The organism is Acetobacter fabarum, from assembly GCF_011516925.1.
In the GTDB taxonomy this organism is placed as follows: domain Bacteria; phylum Pseudomonadota; class Alphaproteobacteria; order Acetobacterales; family Acetobacteraceae; genus Acetobacter; species Acetobacter fabarum.
This window is the reverse complement of the sequence record NZ_WOTG01000012.1, coordinates 34,279-59,024: the sequence shown is the minus strand read 5'-3', so window position 1 is coordinate 59,024 and position 24,746 is coordinate 34,279. Positions and strand designations below refer to the sequence as shown.

The 24,746-nt window shown below is 54.6% G+C and carries 21 protein-coding genes; 6 read left to right on the top strand and 15 right to left on the bottom strand.

Annotation, left to right across the window (positions count from 1 at the left end):
- Nucleotides 1–498: energy transducer TonB (locus tag GOB83_RS11895; protein WP_165926219.1), on the bottom strand; the 498-nt coding region annotated here is incomplete at its 3' end.
- Between the two features lie 558 nt (nt 499–1,056).
- Here GOB83_RS11895 and GOB83_RS11890 point away from each other — a divergent pair.
- The 4 genes from GOB83_RS11890 to GOB83_RS11880 all read left to right on the top strand — a co-directional run bounded on the left by GOB83_RS11890 (nt 1,057) and on the right by GOB83_RS11880 (nt 4,751).
- Nucleotides 1,057–1,905, top strand: a complete 849-nt coding sequence (locus GOB83_RS11890; protein ID WP_165926218.1) for a hypothetical protein — start codon at nt 1,057–1,059, stop codon at nt 1,903–1,905.
- A gap of 156 nt (nt 1,906–2,061) precedes the next feature.
- Nucleotides 2,062–2,391, top strand: coding sequence for a DUF6984 family protein (locus GOB83_RS15295; RefSeq protein ID WP_373321605.1), 330 nt, complete (start codon nt 2,062–2,064; stop codon nt 2,389–2,391).
- Nucleotides 2,392–3,019: 628 nt separating this feature from the next.
- Complete coding sequence (gene trhO, locus GOB83_RS11885; protein ID WP_233129212.1) at nt 3,020–4,081, top strand: oxygen-dependent tRNA uridine(34) hydroxylase TrhO; 1,062 nt, start codon at nt 3,020–3,022, stop codon at nt 4,079–4,081.
- Nucleotides 4,082–4,223: 142 nt separating this feature from the next.
- Entirely contained in the window at nt 4,224–4,751 is a 528-nt protein-coding gene (locus tag GOB83_RS11880) for a hypothetical protein (RefSeq protein WP_165926217.1), read from the top strand.
- Nucleotides 4,752–4,839: 88 nt separating this feature from the next.
- On the opposite strand, the gene GOB83_RS11875 is transcribed toward GOB83_RS11880, so the two are convergent.
- The 9 genes from GOB83_RS11875 to GOB83_RS11835 all read right to left on the bottom strand — a co-directional run bounded on the left by GOB83_RS11875 (nt 4,840) and on the right by GOB83_RS11835 (nt 15,715).
- Nucleotides 4,840–5,229 (bottom strand): tautomerase family protein, encoded by a 390-nt coding sequence (locus tag GOB83_RS11875; RefSeq protein ID WP_095350258.1) that lies wholly within the window; start codon nt 5,227–5,229, stop codon nt 4,840–4,842.
- 212 nt (nt 5,230–5,441) lie between these two features.
- On the bottom strand, nt 5,442–7,238 hold the full coding sequence (gene atzF / locus GOB83_RS11870; RefSeq protein ID WP_165926216.1) for an allophanate hydrolase: 1,797 nt from the start codon (nt 7,236–7,238) through the stop codon (nt 5,442–5,444).
- A 44-nt stretch (nt 7,239–7,282) separates the two neighbouring features.
- Nucleotides 7,283–10,822: a 5-oxoprolinase/urea amidolyase family protein gene (locus GOB83_RS11865; protein ID WP_165926215.1), complete on the bottom strand. Its 3,540-nt coding sequence runs from the start codon at nt 10,820–10,822 to the stop codon at nt 7,283–7,285.
- Nucleotides 10,823–10,840: 18 nt separating this feature from the next.
- On the bottom strand, nt 10,841–11,485 hold the full coding sequence (locus GOB83_RS11860; protein ID WP_086647348.1) for an urea amidolyase associated protein UAAP2: 645 nt from the start codon (nt 11,483–11,485) through the stop codon (nt 10,841–10,843).
- Nucleotides 11,486–11,501: 16 nt separating this feature from the next.
- Nucleotides 11,502–12,305 (bottom strand): urea amidolyase associated protein UAAP1, encoded by an 804-nt coding sequence (locus GOB83_RS11855; RefSeq protein WP_165926214.1) that lies wholly within the window; start codon nt 12,303–12,305, stop codon nt 11,502–11,504.
- Between the two features lie 39 nt (nt 12,306–12,344).
- On the bottom strand, nt 12,345–12,815 hold the full coding sequence (gene nikR / locus GOB83_RS11850) for a nickel-responsive transcriptional regulator NikR (protein WP_165926213.1): 471 nt from the start codon (nt 12,813–12,815) through the stop codon (nt 12,345–12,347).
- 11 nt (nt 12,816–12,826) lie between these two features.
- A complete protein-coding gene (locus GOB83_RS11845) occupies nt 12,827–13,747 on the bottom strand; it encodes an ABC transporter ATP-binding protein (protein ID WP_165926212.1) in 921 nt (306 codons plus the stop codon).
- Nucleotides 13,747–14,709 (bottom strand): ABC transporter permease, encoded by a 963-nt coding sequence (locus GOB83_RS11840; RefSeq protein WP_095350253.1) that lies wholly within the window; start codon nt 14,707–14,709, stop codon nt 13,747–13,749. The genes GOB83_RS11845 and GOB83_RS11840 overlap by 1 nt, the downstream gene beginning before the upstream one ends.
- A gap of 22 nt (nt 14,710–14,731) precedes the next feature.
- Nucleotides 14,732–15,715 carry an ABC transporter substrate-binding protein gene (locus tag GOB83_RS11835; protein WP_095350252.1) on the bottom strand — a complete coding sequence of 328 codons (984 nt, stop codon included), beginning with the start codon at nt 15,713–15,715 and terminating at the stop codon, nt 14,732–14,734.
- A gap of 434 nt (nt 15,716–16,149) precedes the next feature.
- Here GOB83_RS11835 and GOB83_RS11830 point away from each other — a divergent pair, with 434 nt between their 5' ends.
- Nucleotides 16,150–18,252 carry a S46 family peptidase gene (locus tag GOB83_RS11830; protein ID WP_165926211.1) on the top strand — a complete coding sequence of 701 codons (2,103 nt, stop codon included), beginning with the start codon at nt 16,150–16,152 and terminating at the stop codon, nt 18,250–18,252.
- Between the two features lie 109 nt (nt 18,253–18,361).
- Here GOB83_RS11830 and GOB83_RS11825 read toward each other — a convergent pair whose 3' ends face one another.
- The 5 genes from GOB83_RS11825 to GOB83_RS11805 all read right to left on the bottom strand — a co-directional run bounded on the left by GOB83_RS11825 (nt 18,362) and on the right by GOB83_RS11805 (nt 23,160).
- Entirely contained in the window at nt 18,362–19,108 is a 747-nt protein-coding gene (locus GOB83_RS11825; RefSeq protein ID WP_165926210.1) for an SDR family oxidoreductase, read from the bottom strand.
- Between the two features lie 17 nt (nt 19,109–19,125).
- Complete coding sequence (locus GOB83_RS11820; RefSeq protein ID WP_165926209.1) at nt 19,126–19,908, bottom strand: class I SAM-dependent methyltransferase; 783 nt, start codon at nt 19,906–19,908, stop codon at nt 19,126–19,128.
- 106 nt (nt 19,909–20,014) lie between these two features.
- Nucleotides 20,015–20,926, bottom strand: a complete 912-nt coding sequence (locus GOB83_RS11815) for a LysR family transcriptional regulator (RefSeq protein WP_095350248.1) — start codon at nt 20,924–20,926, stop codon at nt 20,015–20,017.
- Between the two features lie 81 nt (nt 20,927–21,007).
- Nucleotides 21,008–21,874: an aminotransferase class IV gene (locus GOB83_RS11810; protein ID WP_165926208.1), complete on the bottom strand. Its 867-nt coding sequence runs from the start codon at nt 21,872–21,874 to the stop codon at nt 21,008–21,010.
- A 398-nt stretch (nt 21,875–22,272) separates the two neighbouring features.
- Complete coding sequence (locus GOB83_RS11805) at nt 22,273–23,160, bottom strand: LysR family transcriptional regulator (RefSeq protein ID WP_165926207.1); 888 nt, start codon at nt 23,158–23,160, stop codon at nt 22,273–22,275.
- A gap of 403 nt (nt 23,161–23,563) precedes the next feature.
- Here GOB83_RS11805 and GOB83_RS11800 point away from each other — a divergent pair, with 403 nt between their 5' ends.
- Entirely contained in the window at nt 23,564–24,742 is a 1,179-nt protein-coding gene (locus GOB83_RS11800) for a site-specific integrase (protein WP_165926206.1), read from the top strand.
- Nucleotides 24,743–24,746: the final 4 nt, after the last annotated feature.

Sequence of the window (24,746 nt, the reverse complement as noted above, 5' to 3'; positions counted from 1 at the left end):
GGTTACGCGGCCTTCAATGTTGTCTTCCTCCATTTCTGGCGGATAGACGGGGCGCACATTGTTCAGCGGCGATGTTCCGGCCGTTGTATCGGGCGAATCATTGGGCGGTGTGTCCGCGGGCGGGGCCTTTGCGGTCTGGGTTGGCGGAGCCACAGGCTGCTTGGGCGGTGTGCGGGCCACGTGCTTCATGGGTGGCTTGGGGGGCGGCGGCACCTCGATCTTTGGCGGCGGAATGAACGGCGGCGGAGGCACCGTCATAACCGGCGGGGGTGGTGGAGGCGGCGGCGGAGGGGGGGGCGGCGGCAGAACGCGCGTCTGAATGGGCGGCTTGGGTGGTGGTGGAGCGCTATCGCCCTTCCCCATTCCAGAGATCAGCCCCCATATGCCAAGAATGTGCAGGAAAAGAACAACAATAAAAGCGCCAGCTACAACAGCAGTACCGACCTCCAGATCATACCGCTGAGCTTTCTTCTTTTGCTGTTCAAGCTCATTTGTCATGTCAGTTCTTCTTTATCATAACCAGCCACAAGCATGATCTGCCTCTCTTTTTTACTTATGAACCAGCAAAGAGCAGGGTATGCGCCTTTACCCACTCCCCGGTGCGGTGTACCGGGGCGGCACCCTGCGCGGCCATACCCCCGGCCTGCTGGACCACCGGCGATGAGAGGACCCCCCTGCGCGAACAGAGGCGAGTGCCACAAAACAAAAAAGCCGAACTTATAGAAGTCTTTTTCATAAGCACACATCCTTCATGGGCCATGCGTATCCAGGCATGCCAGAGGTGAACAAAAGCCAGAATCCGCACCTTCCGCTCCCCCGGAATGGAACAGAACAGAGAGTGCAAACCGCGCGATGCTGCTGCCTTTCCTTAACAAAAACATCTATTCCCGTTATGAAAAACGGTTAGAGATGAATGGAATAAACTACTCGTTACATTTCCAGAATAAGGACAGGGTTTGGACGCTGTCAACATCATTCCGCATCCGTTATATATTGAATCATGCCTGATAACGGCATATTCCTCTTTATTGGTTCAGTACTACAAAAAAGATAGATTTGAGCATCTGCCCGAGCTTTGATGCACAGAAGATGCAGAATGACCTGCAGATCCAGCAGGTCGGATCACAGGTCGTGGGTGAAGTTGGCGGGGTTATTTCCGATGCGCTGAATAATGCTGGGATTTCCGGTTTTGGTACAACAGATGTCGGCAATGCCTGGGGGCGCATAGGGTTAGAAACCGCAGGAAGCACTCTGGTAGCTGGGCTGTCTGGTGGGAATATCGGAGCAACGGCTGCCGGTACGGCAGCGGGAGATGCAACTGCGATAGCAACGCGTGAGTGGGCAGGCTCAGTCGCACAAGCCATCACGAATGATGGGAATGCTCTGCGTGTGATTGAGAACATGCTGAGTAATACGATAGGGGCCAGCGCTGGAGCCGCAGGTGGAGCGGCTGCGGGTGGTTCTGGGCACACCATGCTCAATGCATTGACTGGTGCTGGCTACGCGTCAGCCATACAGCAGTTCAATCAGACAAACGAAAATGATGAAAAAGAAGCGAATAAGGGGTCTCGCAAACTGGATCCATCTAACCCCGAACTACAAACATTAACAGATCCCAATCAGCCGCGGGTTATTAGTGACAATGACGTTTCAAGGATGGAGAATGCGCTTTTAGAGGCTCGTGAAGTCAACCGACTGTTGACGACACCAGAGGGAAGAAAAGAGCTTCTGGCAAAAACGCCAACGGGCACAGAAAACCTGACCGAAGCGGAAAAAAAGTTGTTGAACAAGAACAACTTAAAGGAATTGATAATTCACAAAGTTATTCTGGGGCGGTATCTTTTGGTAGAAATCCGAATCAAGAATATCATGTATGGCGGCATATTGAAAAAGAAACTCCGCTGAACAAGGAAGAAGTGAAAAATTAAATACTAGTGTATATACCAAAAATAAAACGTATTAAAGATGGACAAAATGAAAGATTTATATCTTTCAGAGAAGTTTGGTTTTAGTACAATTTATATAATTTTAAAGATTTGACTTTTAATATTTGGAGGATAAATGAGGATAATTAACAATTGTGAACTGTATTTTTGCAAAATACTATACTCAGCCATACCGATGAGTATGGATGTGAGTAGTAATCAATTTGTATGGGTCGTTAACCAAGAGATGGGTTCTATACGGGCAGATTACTGTACGATATACTCCCCAGTACATGCTGTATCCACATGTGAAACCAAAGATATAGACGAGACGCCTGTTGTTATCACATTGTTATTAACAAAAAAAAATGAATTTGGAGAATTGGATTTCTGGAAAGTAAATGATGAACCCATTAAAAATTTTTTTTATTTGATGGAAAATGTGAAGGGATCGAAAAACCGTTGATTGGTTTCCCTTTTGCCTGATTTCGGGTTTTTGGTGTGTTGATTGCTGGTTCCTGGACCTGATTTTCACTCTGCATTTTGAGCAGAGAGAGGGTCTCATACCTTGGATTGCTACGCGGCGGGGTTTTGTTGCAGAAATACTGGCAAGGGATTCCCTGTTTGAATCCAGTTTGTTAGCTGTGAGTGATGAGCAAGCCGAAACGCACGCGCTACCGAACGACGAACTGGTCCCCCTAAAACGCAGCACTGGAGAAGCGTGGGTGTCTGACGGTGTAGTTTGACCCGTCCATGAATTGGGAAGGTCTTCCGACGGGGCGCCGCGGTCGTCAGCGGAGTTCATGTCCGGATTGCCGTCCTCAATCGCTTCCAGCCCTCGGAATCCCCCTCACGCACCCTGTCGCGTAAGAAAACTCCTCAAAGATTGCAGCACGCCCAATCGCTGGAATTGTGCAACAGAGCCATCTGCCCGCCCCTTGTTGGTGGGCAAAACAGGCCCGGTTAAAAACACTTGTCGGGTAGGGAAGTGGCCAGCTAAAGCAGGAGCCTGCCTGTCAGGCGATCTGCTGCATTCCACCAGCAGAATGTACTGGCAGGGCCGGACCGCCTTACATGCCTGCAAGGAACATACCGTGACCGCCAGTTCTGTCCCGCCTGTTACCAACACCCCCGCTGATCTGCCCATCTGTGTGGCGGCTCTTTATCGCTTTACAGGGTTTAAAGACCCGGCGGGCCTGCGCGGCCCACTGTTGCAGGCGTGCGAGACAAACGGCGTAAAAGGTATTCTGCTACTGGCGGGGGAAGGCATTAACGGCACCATAGCGGGCAGCGATGCAGGCATAGAGGCCGTTCTGGCCCATATTCGCCAGTTGCCCGGCTGTGCGGATATTGTGGTCAAGTTCTCCCGCGCGCCATCCATGCCCTTCCTGCGCATGAAGGTCCGCTTGAAAAAAGAAATTGTCACCATGGGAATAGAAGGGACCGACCCCAACCACATTGTTGGTACCTATGTTGCTCCCAAGGACTGGAACGCCCTGCTCCAGCACCCGGACACCATTCTGATCGACACCCGCAATGATTACGAAGTGGCCGTTGGTACATTCGAAGGTGCGGTAGACCCCAAAATAAAGACGTTCCGAGAATTCCCCGAATGGTTCCGCCAGAAGCGCGAACAACTGGAGGCACAGGGGCGCAAACCCCGCGTTGCCATGTTCTGCACAGGGGGTATTCGCTGCGAAAAATCCACCGCTTTTGCCAAGGCGGAAGGGCTGGAGGACGTGTATCACCTTGAAGGTGGTATTCTCAAATATCTGGAAACCATTCCGCAGGAAGAAAGCCTGTGGCGTGGCGAATGCTTTGTGTTCGACCAGCGCGTGACCGTAGGGCACGGCCTGAAACCCGGTAATCTGGAACTATGCCACGCCTGCCGTGCCCCCCTCTCCCCTCAGGACAAAGCCTCTGCCCAGTATGAGGCAGGCGTGAGCTGCCCGCATTGCCATGGCACGCAAAGTGCTCACAACCGCGCCCGCCATGCCGAGCGTGAACGCCAGACCCGGCTGGCGGCCGAGAGGGGGGAAACCCATCTGGGCATGAACATGGCACAGGAGCGTGCACGCAAGCGCAGGCTGCGTGAGGAGGAACTCGAACGCCAGCAGACCCTGCGCCAGAAAGTTCTGGACCGCCTGCGCGATTAAATGCAGGGGCAAACGCCCACACACCGCCAAACACGGTAAATGAGTAGGCAAAGGGGCTAGCCAACCAGTTAGCCCCTGATCTATATCAGGCGCGCGGAAGCAGCTTCCATTATACAAGCGGCACGCATTGCCGGGGACATGGATGAACATACATTGTGCATGGTGCGAGCGGGAGATGCTCAACACTGCCCATGCCCCTTACTGTTGCGCACGTTGTGAGAAAAAAGCCAACAGGGCGCTGGCCGCCATTAGCGTGCCCCCCACCCCACAACAGCGGGAAACACGTATAATCCGCAGTTGTCTGGTCAGCCTGGTTGCGGTCATTACCGTTACACTCGGCCTGCGTATTCTGGCGGGCTCCCCACCTCCGCCTGACAATATTATTATGGCGCAATCAGCTCCCTCCCCCCAAATGGACCGCAATGCCGCCTCCTACAAGGCTGGGCAGACTGCGCGCAGGCAGTGGAACCGCTGGCTGGGCGGCCAGCATGGGGAGCGCCGGAAGGGAGCCATTTACTGGCTAAACGCCGTAGCGGGCCAGCATGCCCGGCAATGTGACGGCACAGTGGAATTTGCACTTGGCTGTTTTGACGCACACCGGCACATGGACAGGATTGAACCGCAATTTGCCATCAGCCCGACATTCCGCTCTGGGTGGGACAATCCCTAGGACCTGCACAGGCCGGGGGGTAATCCCAGCAATGACGGTATAAACTGGCGTGCCCCCATAGGTGAGCACGCGCAAGCAGGGCCTGGGCTTACAGCTCGCCCGTTACAAACTGGGCGCGACCCAGCCCAAAGCTCCAGTGCTCATCTGCATTCTGCACAATGGACACCACAAGGTCCGATGGAGCCAGACCACAGCGTTCATGCAGCCGTTCGGCCAGCAGCTTGTAAAAAGCTGTTATCTGCTCCTTGGAGCGTGGGCGCGAAGTAATCTGCAACAGCACGACCTGATCGGTCCGGGGGATACCCAGCCCGGTATCTTCAATGACCATATGATCCCGCTCATGCTCGGTGACAATCTGATAACGGTCGCGCGCGGGCACCTTGAATGCTTCCAGCATGGCTTCATGCGCCGTATCCAGCAATGCACGAATGGCTTCAGGCTTCCGCCCTTTGATGACATGGAAATGAAGAAGCGGCATGTGATACCCCTGCGTTGACTTGACTGATTATAAAACGAATTTTTCAGCCAATGGTTTCAGGCACGTTCAGGCACACACAACACCATGCCCTTGCCTTGCTGCCCAATCAACTCATAGGGACCGGCTTTGCAGGCAACGGCATTTGCAGCATGCAAAACCATGCATGCCGCAAAATCCTTTAATTTTTAAAACAGTTTTCCAAAAAATAGAAGTTAGAGTTTTGCGTAACGCCACCCGCCACTGGCAGTAATCTCCTTACCGCTCCGTGCAACAGCCTCGCTGCACAAAAAACCACAGACCTCGCTCCCATCTGCCAGCGATATTTTACCAATAGCCATAGGTTGCGGCAGGCCGGCAACAAAGCGGCCAAAACCTGCTGCATCCAGCTCGTAAACCTCAACTTCCAGACCGGGACCAACAAAACCTTTTTCCCGCACCAGGCCGGGCTTGGGGGGAGAGGCATCCGGCAGTGCAAAAAGGCGGTAGTCAGGTGCCGTACGGGTTGTGGCACGCAGAATGGCGTGTTCCTTCTCCAGTTGCCAATGGAGCGGAAAACCTTTGAGATGCGCGCCAACAACAGCCAGCAGCACATTACCCGGTGCTGGCACAGGGGCATTGTCCACCAGTGGCAGAACCGCATTGCGGAACACTCCGCTGGTATTATGCGCCGCCGCATGGAAGCGCCCGGCAAGGACTGCAAGGTCATGGTCGCTAAAAGCCGGACCAATAAAGGTTACCCCGAATGGCAGGCCATCCGGCCCAAACCCGGCTGGTACGGCACAGGCAGCCATATCCAACAGATTAACAAAGTTGGTGTAGGTGCCAAGCATGCTGTTGGCAGCAACTGGTTGCGCAATAACCTCCTCCCGGCTGACAAGCCGCGGAGCGGTGGGGAGCAGCATGACATCAAAATCCGCCCACATCCGGTCCGCCACCTGTTTAAGCAGGTGCTGGCGGTAAATCCCTTTAAACACATCGGTTGCGGAATAGCGGGTCGCGCCGTCCATGATGGCGCCAACCGTTGGGTCCATATCCGCACGATGTGCGTGATAGAAGTCCGCAATGGCGGCCAGGCGCTCCACAACGAATGGACCACTATAGAGCAGCTCGGCTGTTTCCTTTAACGGTGCAAAATCCAGTTCGACCGCAGTACCCCCCAGTTCCACAAGCTGGCGGATGGCACGGTCATAGAGTGCTGCATTGGCGGTGCAACCATCAAAAAAACGATCTTTCTGCCGCAGAACACCAAAGCGGAACGTATCCGCCGCCAACCTGCGTGACACCATGGCGCGTGAGTACGGCGCATGGGCATCCGGCGCCATGGCAAGCTGCTCAACCCGCCACGCATCTGCTGCTGAGGCAGCAAAGACGGAAATACAGTCCAGAGATTCACACGCAGGCACAAGACCTGTCGTGCTGAGCACCCCACGGGAGGGTTTAAGCCCTACAATGTTGTTAAACGCCGCAGGCACACGCCCTGAACCCGCTGTGTCGGTCCCCAATGCGAATGACACCAGCCCCGCAGCAACCGCCACGGCAGAGCCGGAACTTGAACCACCGGACACATGCTTCGCACTGAACACACAATGAGGCTGCCCATACGGGGAGCGCATGCCAACCAGCCCTGTTGCAAACTGGTCCAGATTGGTCTTGCCAATAACAATAGCCCCTGCGGCTTCCAGCCGACGGACAACTTCGGCACTTTCCGTGGCGTCATAGGCAAAGGCCGGGCAGGCTGCGGTTGTTGGCAGGCCAGCAACATCAATGTTGTCTTTAACCGCAAAGGGCACACCATAAAGCGGCAGGTTCGCGACCGGTTGTTTTTCCAGCTCTGCCGCTCTGGCCAGCAGGCGCTCGGCAGGCACAAGGTTGATCCACACCGCCGCATCCACGGAAGCATAGGCATGTACACGCGCCAGAACCTCCCTGACAATATCTGTCGGGGTGAGTGCCCCGTTCCGGCAGGCAGTCAGGAGGTAGTCAATCTGCAACATATCAGGAAATGTCATAATGTTTGTCCTTGCCTACAGGTTCTGGCGTGTGTGGGTGGGGGTTAGTCCGTGCAGACCACCATAATCCGCTCACCTCCACGCACCTCGCGGCCTTTGCGGCACAGAATGTCTTTCACCACACCGGTTGCGGGGGAGATGATCTTCATTTCCGTTTTCATGGATTCAATAATCGCAACGGCATCACCTGCCTTTACGTGATCCCCCACAGCAACCTTGAGCTGCCACACACTGCCCGGCACAGGGCTGTCCACGCCCATATACCCTTCGGGCAGAATGGATTCATCGGCCTGCGTGGTGTTTGCTTCCTCCTCAAACGTATCAAGGCCTTTTGCAATCCAGTCCTGACGTTCCGCCTCAAAGGCGGCCTGCTGGCGGGCGCAGGCCTGAGCGATTTCGGACTTGTTGGCTTCCAGAAAAGCCCGGTATTCCGACAGGCTGAACTGTGTTTCCTCAATCCTGACGGAAAAACGACCGTAGGGGAAAGCAGCCCGTGCCTCCATCAGCTCATCGTGCGAGACGGGGTAGAAGCGTATCTGGTCAAAAAACCGCAGGAGCCACGGTGTATTTTCATGGAACACATCTGTTGTGCGCCATGTATTCCAGACTTGGGTCGTGCGGCCAAAAAGCTGGTAGCCCCCCGGCCCTTCCATACCGTAAATGCACATGTAACTGCCGCCAATACCCACAACATTATCCGGGGTCCATGTGCGTGCGGGGTTGTATTTGGTTGTGACCAGCCTGTGCCGCGGGTCAATGGGGGTGGCCACGGGTGCCCCCAGATACACGTCCCCCAACCCCATAACGAGGTAGGACGCATTGAAAATGATCTCCTTGACCGCGTCTATGGAAGCAAGACCATTAATCCGGCGGATAAACTCGATATTGGACGGGCACCACGGCGCATTGGGGCGCACCAGTTCCTGATACCGCTGCATGGCCAGCCGGGCCTGCTCGTCATCCCACGAAACGGGGAGGTACACGATGCGGCTGGGCACAACAATATCATCCTCGCCCGAGGGCAGGGCCTGTTCAATACCATGCAGCCGTTCCAGCAAGACCGGCAGGGGGAGCACCTGCGGATTGTAATGGACCTGAAGCGAACGAATACCCGGAGTAAGGTCCACAATCCCTTCTACTGCTGCGGCCCTGAGCCGCTCCAGCACAAGCTGCACACGCAGGCGCAGGGCAATATCCAGTTCCGGCGGACCAAATTCGAGCAGAAGGTAACAATCCCCCGCACGGCGGTACACAACCGGGATTTCCCCTTCCGAACGGAACAGGATGGGGCTATCCCCCGCAATAGGTTCAGGCAGGAAGGATACACTGACCGGCTTGGGCTGTATGCGCTGGAAACGCACCTTGTCCCCCGGATGCAGTTGCCCCATTTTCCACAGTTCATCACTGGTCAGCACCGCGGGGCACACAAAACCGCCCAGACTTGGCCCATCCGGCCCAAGCAGGATGGGCATATCCCCGGTAAAGTCGATGGCCCCAATGGCATATGCGTTATCGTGAATGTTGGAAGGATGCAGACCGGCTTCCCCCCCATCTGTTCTGGCCCAGCGTGGTTTGGGCCCGATCAGGCGTACACCGGTACGTGCGCTGTTGAAGTGTACTTCGTATTCACTGGAAAACAGGGTTTCGATATCTTCATCCAGAAAGAAATCAGGCGCACCATGCGGGCCATACATGACCCCGAGGGTCCATGTACGGGTCAGCTCAGGCCGGTCCTGTGGGGCAATGGCCACTGGGGCCGCCGCATTGGTCGCAGGTTTGGCCAGACGCAGCACATCCCCCGTGCGGAGCTGCCCGGTTGCATGCCCACCAAACTGGCCCAGCATGAACGTGGCACTGGACCCAAGGTAAAGTGGGGCATCAATACCCCCACGCACGGCAAGATATGTGCGATGCCCTGCCCCCTTGATCTGCCCCAGCGCCAGAACCTGCCCCGCCTGCACCGTAACCGGCTCCCAGTAGGGCACCTCCACGCCATCCAGCGTAGCGGGCATGAATGCGCCAGACAGGCCGATAACAGCGTCCGTGTTAAACCGCAGCACCGGGCCAGTAGCCGTAAACTCCAGTGCTGGCACACCCTGCGCATTCCCCACAATCTGGTTGGCCAGACGGAAGTTCCGGTCGTCCATAGGGCCACTGGGAGGGACCCCCACATCCCAGTACCCCACGCGGCCCGGCCAGTCCTGCACCGTGGACTGAAGGCCCGGTGCAATCACTTCCACCGTAGCGGGTGTATAGGCAAAACTGTTGAGCAGCCCTGTAAAAACAGCCCCTGCACGCACGGCATCATCCGCCGTAACTGCGCGCAGATAATCCAGATTACTTTCCAGACCGCTGATCCGGGTTGTGGTCAGTGCTGCATGCAGGTTGGCAAAAGCCTCCTCCCGCGTGGCACCTCGGGCAATAATTTTGGCCAGCATCGGGTCATAGTACGGGGTGACCTCGGTCCCGGTTTCTATCCAGCCATCCACGCGCACACCTGGTGCAAAGCTGACCTCGGTCAGCCGCCCGGTAGAGGGGCGAAAGTTCTCTGCTGCGTTCTCGGCATAAATCCGCGCTTCTACAGCAGCCCCTTTGGGCACCAGACTTTCCTGCGCTGGCAGAACCAGAGTGCCATCGGCCTGCCTGATCATCCACTCGACCAGATCAATCCCGAAAATTTCTTCCGTAACGCAGTGTTCAACCTGAAGCCTTGTGTTGACCTCAAGGAAATAGAACTCACCACTTTCCGTATCGTAAATAAACTCCACCGTGCCAGCGGACTCATACGCAACGGCCGCACACAAGGCCCGTGCTGCGTTCCGCAGGCCCACGCGTGTTGCTTCGGACAGGCCCGGGGCTGGGGTTTCCTCTATCACTTTCTGGTTGCGGCGCTGGAGGGAGCAGTCGCGCTCACCTAGTGTGAGAATGTTCCCGCGGCCATCCCCAAAAATCTGCACTTCCACATGCCGCGCGCAGGCAATGAATTTTTCCAAAAACACCCGCGCATCGCCAAAATTGTTCCCCCCCATGCGCGAAACAGCGGCAAAGCAGTCGCGCAGTTCGGCCTCGTTATGGCAGATCTGCATGCCAATGCCGCCACCACCTGCCGTGCTTTTGAGCATGACCGGGTACCCAATGCCAGCGGCGGCCTCCAGCGCTTCTTCCACACTGTTCAGAATATCCGTGCCCGGCAGGAGCGGCACATTGTTCTGTTTAGCCAGATCACGCGCGGTGTGTTTAAGGCCAAAAGCCCGCATATGCTCGGGCCGTGGCCCCATAAAGCGTATGCCCTGAGCTGCCAGTTTTTCCGCAAATTCGGCCCGTTCGCTCAAAAAGCCGTAACCGGGGTGGACTGCCTGCGCACCTGTGGTGGCACATGCCTGCAAAATGGCATCCATGTTCAGGTAGCTGTCGCTTACCGCGGCAGGCCCGATCAGAATGGATTCATCGGCCTCCAGCACCGGTGGCGTAAACCGGTCTGCCTCGGAGCACACAGCAACGGAGGCAATTCCCATCCGTTTGAGTGTCCGGCCGACACGGCGTACGATTTCTCCGCGGTTGGCAATAAGAACCTTTGTGAACATGGCAGGCAGTCCGAACGGTCAGATGGAAACAGGGTCGCCGATAACGACGCGGATGGGGGTCGGCACAAAACCGTTGCAGGGGTTGTTGACCTGCGGACAGTTGGAAATAACCACAAGCGTGTCCATTTCCGCGCGCAGGTCCACATACCCGCCGGGGTCGGACAGGCCATCATCAATCACCAGTTCACCATTTTGCAGGACTGGTACATTCATGAAAAAATTGACGTTATTGACAATGTCGCGCTTGCTCATACCGTATTTTTCAACTTCCAGCAGAAAGTTTTCTCGGCACGAATGCATGTACTTGGTCTCATGCCCAAAACGCACCGTATTGGATTCACAGCTACAGGCCCCGGCCAGCGTGTCGTGGCGTCCGCAGGTGTCATCCACCACGGTCATGAGCACATTGCCTTCGTTGGAATACAGCCCGGTTCCCTTGCCAATATAGGCCGAACCCTGATTGAGCAGCGTATCCTGCGCACTGTAGCGCTCATGGTAGGCATGGGCATTGTAAAAAAGGGCATCCACAGCCTGCTGGCTTTTCAGGTCAATAATCCGGATAACCTGCCCTTTGCGCACCAGACCCGACCACGGAGTGCGCGCGGCCACATGCTGATCAAGAACAATATTGGAAAAAATCTTGCTGAGATCATGTTCTGACATAAATCTGGCTCCCTGATCAGGCAAAGAGAATATCTGTGTTATCAAACCCGCGCCGTGCTTCTTCGCTGAACGTCCGGCACAGATCATCCGCCGCCGGGGCCGGAGCCTGCCAGCGCACGGCCTCAACAGGAGCCGGTGCAAAACTGGCATCCGGGGCCAGAGGGTGCGGACAGTTGGAGACGGCAACAAGCAGGTTCATTTCTGCCCGCAGGTCCACATGCGCGCCGGGGTGCACATCGCCTTCCACCCATTTGAAGCTACCATCGGCCTGCGTGCTGATATGGGAGAAAAACGTAATGCAGGAGGCAACATCATGCTGCGCCATGCCGTATTTTCCCGCAGTCAGGCGCAGGTTGTTGCGAGTATTGCGTAAACCGGCAGACCCAAAATTGCGCTGGTTGCTTTGCGGTGTGCTCCCGCCCACCAGCGTATCGCTAAACCCGCAGCTATCACCAATAACGGATGCCAGCACGCGCCCCATATCAGAGAACAGAACACGCCCTGTGGTCAGGCAGGTGGTCCATTGCAGCTTCATGGTATCGCCCGCGTTGTAGCGTTCGCTCAGGTCATCCGCATTCCACAACATGACTGACACACCATTGTTGCCGGATGTGTTGATCAGGCGCAGTGCCTGCCCACGCGGCACAAATGTGCTCCAGTACCACCCGCCGGGTATGGTTTCGCGGTGCAGAACACTGGTTTCGGTCATTTCAATCGGGGTTGCAGCGGGGCGTACCGTATTTTCGGACTGGAGCGCCTGATCCCGGAGCTGGTTGTAGCGGGCCCGGTACCAATCTGGGGTTTGCTGGTCTATTTGCATGAAAATCTCCTGTATTCAGGCAAGAATGGCAATGCGCGTTCAGGGCGCTTCCATATCAAGTGTAAGTTCCCGCCCTTTTTCATGAACGGGGGGGATCAGGGAGGCAATCAGATGCAGGCGTCCGGAAATAACACCGGGCTGCGTGATAAACTGGTCTGCTATATCCTGCAGTTTTTTAACCTTGCCCTGAACAAGCAGCACTTCCAGTGTCTGCCTGCGAATGAGGTTGACGTGCAGTGAACTGATAACCTCTGCAAGGTTTTCATATTGCAGCTCTGCAAGTTTCTGTTGCAGGTTTGTGGCGGCATTATTGTAAAAAAGAATAATCACACCCGCCATCAGCTCATCGCCGTTTTCCTGCCGGCACGCCATAAGCTCCTGATGCAGAATGTTCTGGATCGCCTGGGAGCGGCTGGCATAACCTTTTTCCGCCACCATGGCATCAAGCTCATGCAGAAGGCTTGGCGACAGGGAAATACTGACGCGGCTGATCTGTTCCTTGCTACTCATGCTTGTATTCCCTACTCGACCTGGTCTGTTACAAGGGTGAGAAGCGGCAGATCAATTGTTACCTCCTCCTCCTCCATGTCATCCGATGTGCCAAAGGAACGGATAAGCCCCTCCAGATGCGCCTTTGTTGCCAGAAACTCGGCCGATGTCATCTGTTCCGCACGACGGGGGCGGGAGAGCGGTACTTCAATCACTTCCTCCACCTGCCCGGGATGGGGTTTAAGCACCAGAATACGGTCAGCCAGATAAATGGCCTCGTCCAGATCATGCGTTATAAAGACTATGGTAATGTCGATCTTGCGCCAGATCTCCATCAGGTAGTTCTGCATTTTTGTGCGTGTCTGGGCATCCAGCGCGCTAAAGGATTCATCCATCAGCAGCACGCGGGGGGATGCGGCAAGGGCACGCGCAATGGCAACACGCTGCTGCATTCCACCAGAAAGCTGGTGCGGATACGCGGTCGCAAACTGTTCCAGCCCGATCATCTGGAGCCACTGCATGGCCTGACGCTGGGCTTCCAGCCGGTCCACGCCCCCCATCTCAATCCCGAACATGACGTTGCGGCAAACATCCAGCCAAGGGAACAGCGTGTATTTCTGAAAGACCATACCCCGGTCGGACCCCGGACCACGGACCGGCTTGCCGTCCATGAGAATACGCCCTTCAGTGGCATCCTCCAGTCCGGCGAGAATACGGATCAGGGTGGATTTGCCACACCCCGAAGGCCCAACCACACACACCAGTTCGCGCCGGTGCACACCAAACTCTATGGAATCCAGAGCTACGGTCCGGTTACGCTTTTGTGTAAAAACCTTGGTAACACGCTCAATTTCCAGAACATAGTCGCGCTTTTTGATCTGCTCCATACGTGCGGCCACATCTGGTGGCAGAATACGATAGTCAGGGAGCGTATGCTCTACATGGTCAACCATCAGCCATTCTCCCTTTTCCACGTAAACAGTTTGCGGCCAACAACGCCAAGGACCATATCCGTGCCCAGCCCGACAATGCCGATCAGCGCCATGGCGGCAAAAACGTTGTCAAAATGCTGGTAACGGGCCTGCTGTGTAATAAACCAGGTAATCCCCGACGATGTGCCAATCAGTTCTGCCACAATCAGGTAAGTCCAGGCCCAACCAAGCAGAATACGCTGGTCCCTGTACAGGTCGGGCAGAATACCCGGAATAACCACCCGGAAAAGCAGCCGCAGACCTTTTGCACCCAAAGTGCGGGATGCCTCCACCAGAGAAAAATCGAGTTTGCGCGTGGTATTGGCAATAACAAGTATTTGCTGGAACAGGGTCCCTATAACAATAATGGCAATCTTGGGGGCATCATAAATACCCAGAATGGCCACTGCGAGTGCTCCAAAAGCCGGAGCCGGCAGATAGCGGAAAAAATCGACCGAGGGTTCAACAAGCCGCGCAACAGCCGGAATGGAGCCGCACATAATGCCCAGAGGCACCCCCATGACGGAAGAAATAACAAACCCCCAGAAGATAATCCGAATACTGTGTGCAAAAGCCTGCGTAATGGAATGTTCAGCCCCAACAGGGGCAGATGACGTAAAGGCGTGCACAAACGCGCTCAGCACATCCCCCGGAGATGGCAGGTAAACAGGGTTACTTGGAATACCCTGCGGAACAGGCTGGTGCTGCTCCTGCATTTCCGTAACCGCACGGGCAAAATCCGCGCGGTTCATCCGCATCCCCGTTTCCAGATACTCCTCCCCTCCGGGGTCGGTAATCAGAACCTGGGGATGCCAGACAAAAGGCAGATAACTAACCGCGCTCCAAAGGAGCAAAGGCAGGAGCACCGCCAGAATACCGAATATATTCCGCAACATCCGGTCTGTCCGGCCGTATAGCCTCCATGAGGCAAGGAAGCCCTGCATAATGTGCTCCTGCCCTTTGCCGTTACTTAACAGATGCCGTAAAGGACGGATCAATATAGCTGTCAATGTTCTGGGGTGATTTGTAAACACCCTGCTGAACATTAAAAGCATCCGAAATTTCGGTCGATCCGTACAAAGAGCCAAGCCCTTCCTTTTTTACAAAAACGCCTTTCCCGTCAGCAAGGCTTAGCAGATGCGTGCCCTTGAGGAAGCGCTTGTAAGCCTCCGGGGTCACACCCGTACGTGCCGCCATAATGCGCAGGGCATCCGGCTGTGTTTTGGGGTCCTGAATATAGGTAACAACACGGTCCCACACCCCAACCAGACGCTGCCACTGGTCATGATTATCGTGCAGGGACTGCGGATCGACCGCAATGGTATCGTAAATCAGGCCCGGTACTTCATGCGAGGTAAACACCGGCCGCGCTCCGGGCACCGCATGCAACGCCTGACCGGAGTTAGGCTGCCATGCTGCAATGGCCGCAACCTGCCCCGAGGCCAGAACCTGAGGTGTTTCGTTCGTTTTTGTGTTCACGAGCTTGACGTCTTTTTCGCTCATGCCCGATTTTTCCAGCCCCTTGAGCAGAAGCAGGTGGTCCACCAGCCCCTCTTCCACCGCAACGGATTTACCCTTGAGGCCCTGCATGTCCTTAATACCGGGCTGCGCCACGACCATATCATTCCCATCGGAATAATCGGTCACAAGGATCATTTCCCCCTTGTGGCCATTGGCCCCGGTTACCAGCGCATCCCCATTGGTTGCCATAACGGCATCCAGCTTATGTGCGGCAAACGCATCGAGCGAAGCACTGTAGTCAAACCACTGGAAGTCGGCATCAACCTGCGCCTCCTTCAACCAGCCTTTATCAATGGCAACCTGCCACGCAACCCAGCCCGGCCAGTCACTATAGCCAATCTTCAACGACGCAGCAGACGCCGAGGAAAGAGAGACCGCGGCACAAACACTGGCAAGCAGGCCTTTGCGAAAAAGCGATGAGAAGCGCATGGGGGAGGACTCCAGTAATACGAATTGCAAAAACCGTATTACCGATACTCACCACAAACGCTCATTCGTTGCAATCAAAAAATGTTCTCATATCAGAACCAATTCAGGGCCGCTTCAAAATTGGTGCGGCTGCAACATTTTACCCTGACTCTCCTTTTCTGGTGCCAGTACCAGCCCATGTTACGGCCATATCCGCGGCCTCTCACAGCGGAGCACGGGGGTAGCCTGCATCCAAGGACGCCCGTTATCCACACTCCTACGTATCTACCGCAAAACCATTGCTCTTTTTATGGGGGAAGCAGGTTTTTAAAACAGCAACGAACCCGGCCATGTATGGATCCCTCCCCAAAAAAGACGCGCATTTTCTTTGGAAAACAAAGCTGCTACACAAGAACCATAAAGGTTACAGTATAACAATTGGAGGCCCATCCGCCATGAAACGCTTTTTTGGCAAATACCTTTCCCGGACAGCGTTTCTGGCCCTTGTCTCCACAGCACTTGCCGGGCCAAACACCGGGCGGGCGGAAGAAGGCATGTGGACCTTTGACCACCTGCCGATTGCGGCCATGCAGTCTGCCTACCATTTTACGCCAACGCCGGAATGGATCAGGCATGTCATCCAGTCCTCTGCCCGGCTGGCGGAAGGATGTTCCGCCTCGTTCGTATCCGCTGATGGGCTGGTGATGACAAACCACCATTGCGCCAATTCCTGCCTTGCGGCCCTCTCGGACAAAGCGCACGATTACTTCCGGGATGGTTTTTATACCAAATCCCTCGCAGAAGAGCGGCAATGCCCAGGCATGGAGCTGGACCGGCTGGATTCCATCTCGGATGTTTCCACCCAGGTCGAGGCGGAAACCAAAGGCAAGAATGCCAGCGCTTACTCTGCCGCCATGCAGGCTATTGAAAGCCGCCTGACAAAAGACTGCCTGCAAGGCGATGCCGCACATTGGCGGTGCGATATGGTATCACTTTACCATGGTGGGCAAACCGCTCTCTACCGGTATCGCCGTTATCAGGATGTGCGCATTGTCATGGCGCCCGAACAGGGCATTGCCTTTTTTGGTGGCGACCCGGATAACTTCAGTTATCCCCGTTACGATATTGATCTCTCCATGCTGCGTGTTTACGAAAACGGCAAGCCTGTTCACACGCCTTACCTTCAGTTCGACATCAACGGCCCAAGCGAGCACGAACTTGTCTTTACATCCGGCAATCCGGGCCGGACGGAGCGTGGCTTGCCAGCAGCGGCACTCGCCTTCCAGCGCGATGTTATCAACCCCACAGTCATCGCGCTGCTCAGCGTGCGCGAAGGGATGTTGTGGCAATATGCGCGCGAAAGTGCCGAGCGCGAAAAACAGGCTGAGGATGAACTCTTTAGTGTGCAAAACAGCCTGAAATCCTATTCCGGCACACAATCTGCCCTGCGTACAAGCGACATTGTAGAACGCCGCGCAAAGGAAGATACCGCACTACAGGCATGGATTGATGCCGCCCCCGCGCGCAGGCAGGAGTTTGGAACACCATTTGCAACGGTCAACAAAGCCATTGCCACCCAGCGCAAGTTATTCACGCAGAATATTGCCCTACGCATGGCACTGGACGGGCTAGCCGGTGAGGCCATGACACTGGTGAACGGTGCCGCCGAACGCAGCAAACCCGATGCCAAACGCAATGCGGGGTATCATGATGCACAACTCGGCGAGATCGAGGCCGCACTGGGTGCAAAAACCCCCGTTTACCCCGAATTGGAAACCACATCTCTTGCCCTGAGCCTGACAACACTGCGCCAGCTTATGGGCGCGGATGACCCGCTGGTGCAGATGACACTGGGGCATGAGAGCCCGGACGCTCTTGCCGCCCGGCTTGTGCATGAAACAAAGCTGGCTGACCCTGCCGTGCGTCTTGCACTCTGGAAAGGCGGACAAGATGCCATCAACGCATCATCCGACCCGATGATCGTCTTTGCACGCCGCCTTCACCCGTCTCTGGTCACCCTGCGCGATCTCATGCGCGATGAGGTTTCTGCTCCCCTGCACAAAGCCGAAGGGGCAATTGCCCGCGCTCGTTTTGCACAGGCAAAAGCGGAAGGGCGGCTTGATGCATTGTATCCGGATGCAACATTCTCACCCCGCTTATCCTACGGCACGGTGCGAGGCTGGACTCAAAACGGGAAGACCATTCCCGCCTTTACCGATTTTGCAGGCATGTACCGCCATGCCACTGGCAGCGCACCGTTCAACCTGCCCCAACGGTGGCTGGACGCAAAAGGCAGACTTAACCTCTCCACACATCTGGATTTTGTTTCCACAAACGACATTGTCGGCGGCAACTCCGGCTCGCCAGTGCTGAACAGGGAAGGCCATGCCGTTGGATTGATTTTTGATGGCAATCTACCCAGCCTTGCAGGTGATCTGTATTACGACATCACCTCCAACCGCGCTGTTTCAACCGACACCAGCGCGATCATTGCCGCCCTGCGGCATGTGTATGATGAGCAGACACTGGCAGATGAACTGACCAAGGGGCACAGATAAAACTGCTTTTATTATCAGCACCTTTAAAATTCTGAACATAGAAAAAGCCATGAAGCAGTCTGCTCCATGGCTTTTTTCCAATGCAGGACGGTGAATAAGCCGTTCTACCTCAGATCCGCTGTTGGGTAGGGCGGAAGAGAATTTCGTTAATATCCACATCTTCAGGCTGGCTGATCGCAAACGCCACACACCGGGCAAACGAGCTGGCACTAATGGCAATGCCCGGCACAAAGCTCTGGAGCTGTTCGGCAGTTGCCTTATCATGAACGCCATTAAGCAGTTCCGACTGAACAGCCCCGGGCGAAATAACCGTTGTACGCATGTTGTAGGGCTTCACTTCCGCCCGCAATCCTTCAGATAGCGCACGCACGGCAAATTTTGTGGCAGAATAAACAGCACTGCTTTCCAGCACATGATGCCCTGCAACAGAAGAGACGTTAATAATATGCCCGCTCTTCTGTGCCTTCATGTGCGGAAGGGCGGCGGCAATGCCGTACAGAACACCTTTGATATTCACATCAATCATCAGGTCCCATTCATCCACACGCAGCTTTTCAAGTGGAGAGAGCGGCATAACCCCTGCATTGTTGAGCAGCACATCAACCCGGCCATAGGTCTTGACCGCCGTATCAACAAGATTCTGCACAGAGGCGCGATCCGTCACATCTGTCTCAATCGCCAGCGCCTTTCCACCTTTGGCGGTAACATCTGCGGCAAGTGCCTTGATCCGCTCCTCACGCCGCGCGCCCAGCACAACTGTTGCCCCTTGCTCGGCCAGATGCCGTGCAGCTTCCGCCCCCAGACCACTGCTGGCACCGGTGATAACAATGATCTTGTTGGCAATGGTGTTTGTCATGATCAGTCTCCGTAGTGTTAACGGTCAATTTTCTCGAACTTGAGGACAAAATTATCGCCTTCGCCAATCGCTGCATATTTGGCGCGGTCCTTGTCCCCCAAGGCGAAGGTGGGCGGCAATGTCCACACCCCTTTGGGCCAGTTGGCCGTATCACGCGGATTAGCGTTGATTTCCGATGTGCCAACCAGCCTGAACCCGGCTTTTTCAATTAGCGAGATCGCATATGCCTGACGGACATACCCATCCTCCGCGCGCGGGTCCTGCGGGGTATTTGTGTGGCCTCTGTGATCTTCAACCCCCAAAATCCCACCGGGTTTTAACACCCGGTGAATGGCGGCAAGCATCTGCGCCACATTCCCGGCTTCCATCCAGTTGTGCAGGTTACGGAATGTCAGAACAAAATCGGCACTTTCGGGCGGGGCAAAATCAAGATGTTCGCCATCAAACTGCGTTGTTCTGAATGTTCCCTTAAGTTCAGGGTGTGCTGCCTGCATTTTAGTGAAGGCTGACCCGGCCCCATCCTCTGGCCCCAGCGCCAGAGTGTAGCGCCCCTTGTCGTGCAGATACGGACCAAGGATTTGCGTCCAGTACCCACCACCGGGCCAGATTTCAATCACGCTGGCATCCGGCCGCAGACCAAAAAACTGCAATTCTTCCACAGGATGGCGGATAGGGTCACGCGCCACAAACCGCGCATCCCGCGTGGCAGAATGAACCGCCTGTTCCAACGTGGGCGCGGCAAGAGCCTGCCCCGTTACGAACATGAAAACCGCACATACAATAGGATAAACCGCTTTCATGGTGTTGGTTCGCCTGTTTTATCTGTCAAACTGACTGATGCTTTACTTAGGTCTTCCCTGCGCGTCTGATTAGCCCCCTATTATCACTGATGGTCTTCCATTTTGCTCATGAATGCCCAGAGGTGCTGGCTTTATGCCGCATCTCTTCAACAAAAAGTGAAAAAGGCATGGTGTTCTGGTGATGATGCGGGAAGCAGAGATGGTAGCCTGTCCAGTAGGGGCACCAGTCTTCCAGCACTTGTACCAGATGGCCTTCGGCAATGTATTTTTCCGCAACCATTTCAGGCATATGTGCAAGCCCCAATCCATCCAGACAGGCATCCCGCACGGGAAAAATGCTGTTGAATATAAGGGGGCCATCAACACGCACCCGAATATCCCGGCCGTTTTTTTCAAACTCCCAGGCATAAATCCCACCATATGTTGGCAGGCGCATTGTAATGCATTGATGTTTTAGCAGATCATGCGGCACTTTGGGTTTAGGGTTCTTTCTGAAATAGGATTTTGTCCCCACAACCACAAAACGGATATCTGGTGTTAGCGGCACCGAGGTCATTTCTTTTGTAACCTGTTCCCCCAGCCTGATCCCGGCATCAAAACGCTCGGCCACAATATCCACAAGCTTGAGATCGGCATTAATCTCGATTTTGACATCGGGGTATTTTTTCAGGAATTGTTCAATTTTTGGCCGCAGAACATAGGCAATAATATCATCCGTTGCCGTAATACGGATCATACCGCTCGGTTGATCACGCAACTCGCCCAGAGAGGCAATCTTGGTTTCGATCTGGTCAAAATGCGGGCCAAGATTGCGGATAAGGTATTCACCTGCGTTCGTGGGGGTCACGTTACGTGTTGTCCGTGTCAGCAACCGCAGGCCAAGACGCTCCTCCAGCAACCGGACCGTATGGCTCAGGGCCGACTGCGAGACCCCAAGTTTTGCAGCCGCCCGCGTAAAGCTCTTCTCCCGCGCCACAGCCAGAAACGAGACTAAGTCATTCAGATTCTCGCGCGACATATATGAGCCCTCTTCATCAACATGCTCATATTATTTTATGCACATCTCGCTTTTCCGTCGAGATGCGCTGTTTTCCAGACTTTACATATCTGCGCAGGCGCGACCTTCACCAGCAATGTAAGCACAATACAAGTGCTGAAGCCTGCGTGTAACCGGTCCTGCCTTGCCATCCGCAATCGCACGACCATCAACACTCAGAACCGGCGTGACCAGATAAGTAGCACTGGTCACAAAACATTCTGCGGCAGTCGCAAGTTCAGCCCGCTGAAGCGGACGTTCATCAATTAAAAAACCCGCCCCTTGTGCTAGTTCCAGAATACGCTCACGCGTGCACCCCGCCAGCAGCAGGTTAGACAAAGGCCGGGTCACAAGAGTGCCATGCCCGTCCACCAGAAACAGGTTTGACGATGCCCCTTCGGTAATGCCCAGTGCATCATAGAACAGGGTATCAGATACACCGTTGGCCAGTGCGTTGCGCTTAGCCATCACTTGGGGCAGCAGCATGGTTGTTTTAATATCCCGGTGCAACCAGCGGATGTCTTCCTGCAACTGGACATGAATACCGTCCCTGAACGCAGGGGTCTGTTCAAAGTCCGACGCCTGCGCAAGCATCATCAGCGTAGATCGTCCTTCAGGACAGGCCGTGAAATTGCGAGGGGACACGCCCGATGTTACCTGAAGGTAAACTAGACCCGTAAGAACATCATTTTTTTGCAACAGCTCTTTCATGATGCTGTGCAGTTCCGCCCTTTCGGGCGGTGCAGCAATTCCACATGCGGCCAAAGAACGATCCAGACGCGCAAGGTGTGCTGGCGCATCCACAAAATTTCCGTTTACAGCAATACAGACTTCATAAACACCTTCCCCGAATGTGAAGCCACGATCAAAGGGAGAAATGTGCGCATCCTCGGCACGAACATATGCACCATTGAGAAAAATAATCGACATGTTTTACTTCTTCCAACGCCACGCCATCTCTTCCACGCAAACGGCATGACAGTGAGGGGCCGATCCAGCCTCGTCTTACTTTGCTCAGGCGGATCAAAGACCACGTTAGGTCGTCATGATCTTTGTCAGGGATGTCGGTGCCATGGGCTCGGCCTGCATTTTCCTGCATTACAATACAGCCAGCAGTCATATCCTCAGCCAGAACGACCGACGAACTTATTCGGTCTGCTTCGACCCAACTTTGCAAAGCAGTTAACAAACAAAGCGAGCACTCAGCGGGGCAAGACAGCTTTTGCTTTGCACCGCACGCTCGTCCCCCCCCTGCCTCCGACAACACTCGCTCCTGAATAGGAGAGCCATAACAACCCGTCCAATGCTGCGTTAGTCTAGGTTATTCCTCATTTGCATAACGCTATTTGCTGAGAAGCCTGCCAGACCTGCTCAACAATGGGACGCGTATGTTCAGCCTTGCGGTACAGTCTGATTTCCAAGGGAATTTCTTGTCCCATTACAACCATTCTGTTGGTTTCGAGGTCTTTTTCAATCAGACTTCTGGGTAACCATGCACATCCGTGGCCAGCCAGAACCATCTGCCTAAGACCTTCTGCCATGGCATTTTCATTTACGTGTCGAACAGTATCAGCACCATATGGCAGTACCGCCTGCGCTTGCGGGCACTGGCAAACCTGACCGAGAAAAGAGTTGGAACTGTACATCAGCAAAGGATAGGAGGAGCCTGAATGCGCCTGATGTAAAGAATGCCCAACAGGAACCAGAGAATCCTGCCCTAGAACACAATGGGGGAATTGGCTGGGGTGGAGCAACAGTGGAACAGCTTCATGATAAAAAGTCAGGAAAAAATCATAAGAACCATCAACTATAGCGGCCATGCAGTTATGAAAATCATCGGGCAATAAACGACTGCCACACATTCCAGCGGCTTTTTCCATACGGGAAAGCCATTGGGGGAAAAAAGTGACAGATAAAGTATGCAACGCTGCCACAGCGATGCAAGGAAGATCACCCGGGGATGATACCGTCAGTGCTGCGCGACTTTGCAGAAGATTACGCAGAATTTCTTCCGCCGTTTCCCTGAAGCGACGCCCCTCTGGCGTTAAAGTCGTAGGAAAACGGCTGCGATCGAGTAACGGCACCCCCACCCATGTTTCCAGAGCCTGAATGCGACGGCTAAAAGCAGATTGCGTCACATGCCGTTCTTCTGCAGCACGCGAAAAACTCTGCAAACGCGATAACGTCACGAAATCTTCAAGCCATTTGATGTCCATAGATTTCTTTTATGACGAATCCTATTTTTCACAAATGTCTGCCCTCCTTGCGTTTAGAATTTTTTTCACGGTGATCTAGCTGAAGAGACTGGGATGATTTTCCGTTTTTCTTGCGCTGTTCGATAGCCACAAAAAAACCCGCCTGTTGAGGGCGGGTTTATCGTGTCTTTTCAGACGGATATGCGTGGTTGCGGGGGCAGGATTTGAACCTGCGGCCTTCAGGTTATGAGTTTGTAGGTAAGAACTACGCCCCACCACGAAATTCCCCGACGCATCCCGAAGAACCACTACTATCCTATTATTTTAATTGAATAAGTCGTTCATTTTGGCTCTTCTGCCTACGCTTACTCACGCTGACGTTTCAATCCCATTTGCATCCTATATGCATCCTGTGGAGGAAGCCATGCCCCGGATATCAAAGCGCATAATCGCCGTCCTCCAGCCTGCCGAAAAGGACTACATCGTCTGGGACGATCAGGTCGCCGGCTTCGCCTTGCGGGTCTGGCCTTCGGGCCGGATGAGCTACGTGGTTCATTATCGATCCAATAGCCGGTTCCGTCGTTATACGATCGGCCATCACGGTCCCTGGACGGCAGACAAAGCACGCGACGAAGCAATCAAAATCCTCGCCCGTGTGAAAGACGGTAACGATCCAAATACCGAACGCGGCGAAGAGCGGACCTCCCCCACTGTCAGCCAGTTCTGCAAGATTTTCATTGAACGGCATGTGAAGACGCATCTGAAATCAACCACACAAGCCGAATATCAACGCGCGATTGACCTGTTCATTACGAAAAAAATTGGCAGCCGGAAGATGGCCGCTGTCACGCATTCTGATGTCGTCACATTCCACCACACCTATCGGCATATCCCGTATCAGGCCAACCGGACTCTGGGGGTGCTGTCGAAAATGTTCTCTCTGGCAATTCTCTGGGGTGTACGGACAGACAACGTCAATCCATGCAGGGGCGTGAAACGCTATAAGGAGCAGAAGCGCGAGCGTTACCTCGCAGCAGAAGAACATCAGCGCCTCGGCAAAGCACTCGACGATGCCAGGTCCACGATGCCGGAAGCCGTCAATGCCTTTCAACTCCTGCTTTTAACTGGTTGCCGTCTTCGAGAGATCCAGCGTCTGAAATGGGAATATGTCTTTCTGGACGAAGGAGTAATCAGGCTTCCCGACAGCAAAAATGGCGCTCGCACCGTGCAGTTGGGCGAGAGCGCGGTGGGCCTGCTGAAGAGCATCCCCATGATCGCGGGCAATCCGTATGTCATCACTGGACGGAAGGACGGTGGTCATCTGACCGATCTGGAGAAGCCGTGGCGACGCATCCGGAAGGAAGCCGGGTTGGAGGACGTCCGCATTCACGATCTTCGTCATTCCTTTGCATCCGACGCGCTTGAACTCGGCGAGGATCTAATCATGATCGGAAAACTTCTGGGCCATCGCGATCTTAAATCGACCGCACGTTACGCCCACCTCAAGAAGGAGCCTATCCAGCGTGCGGTCAAAGGGATCGACCTCAAAATCTCTGCAGCTCTCGCGACAAGCCGTGTCACGTCACCAACCTCAGTCGATTAAGCCG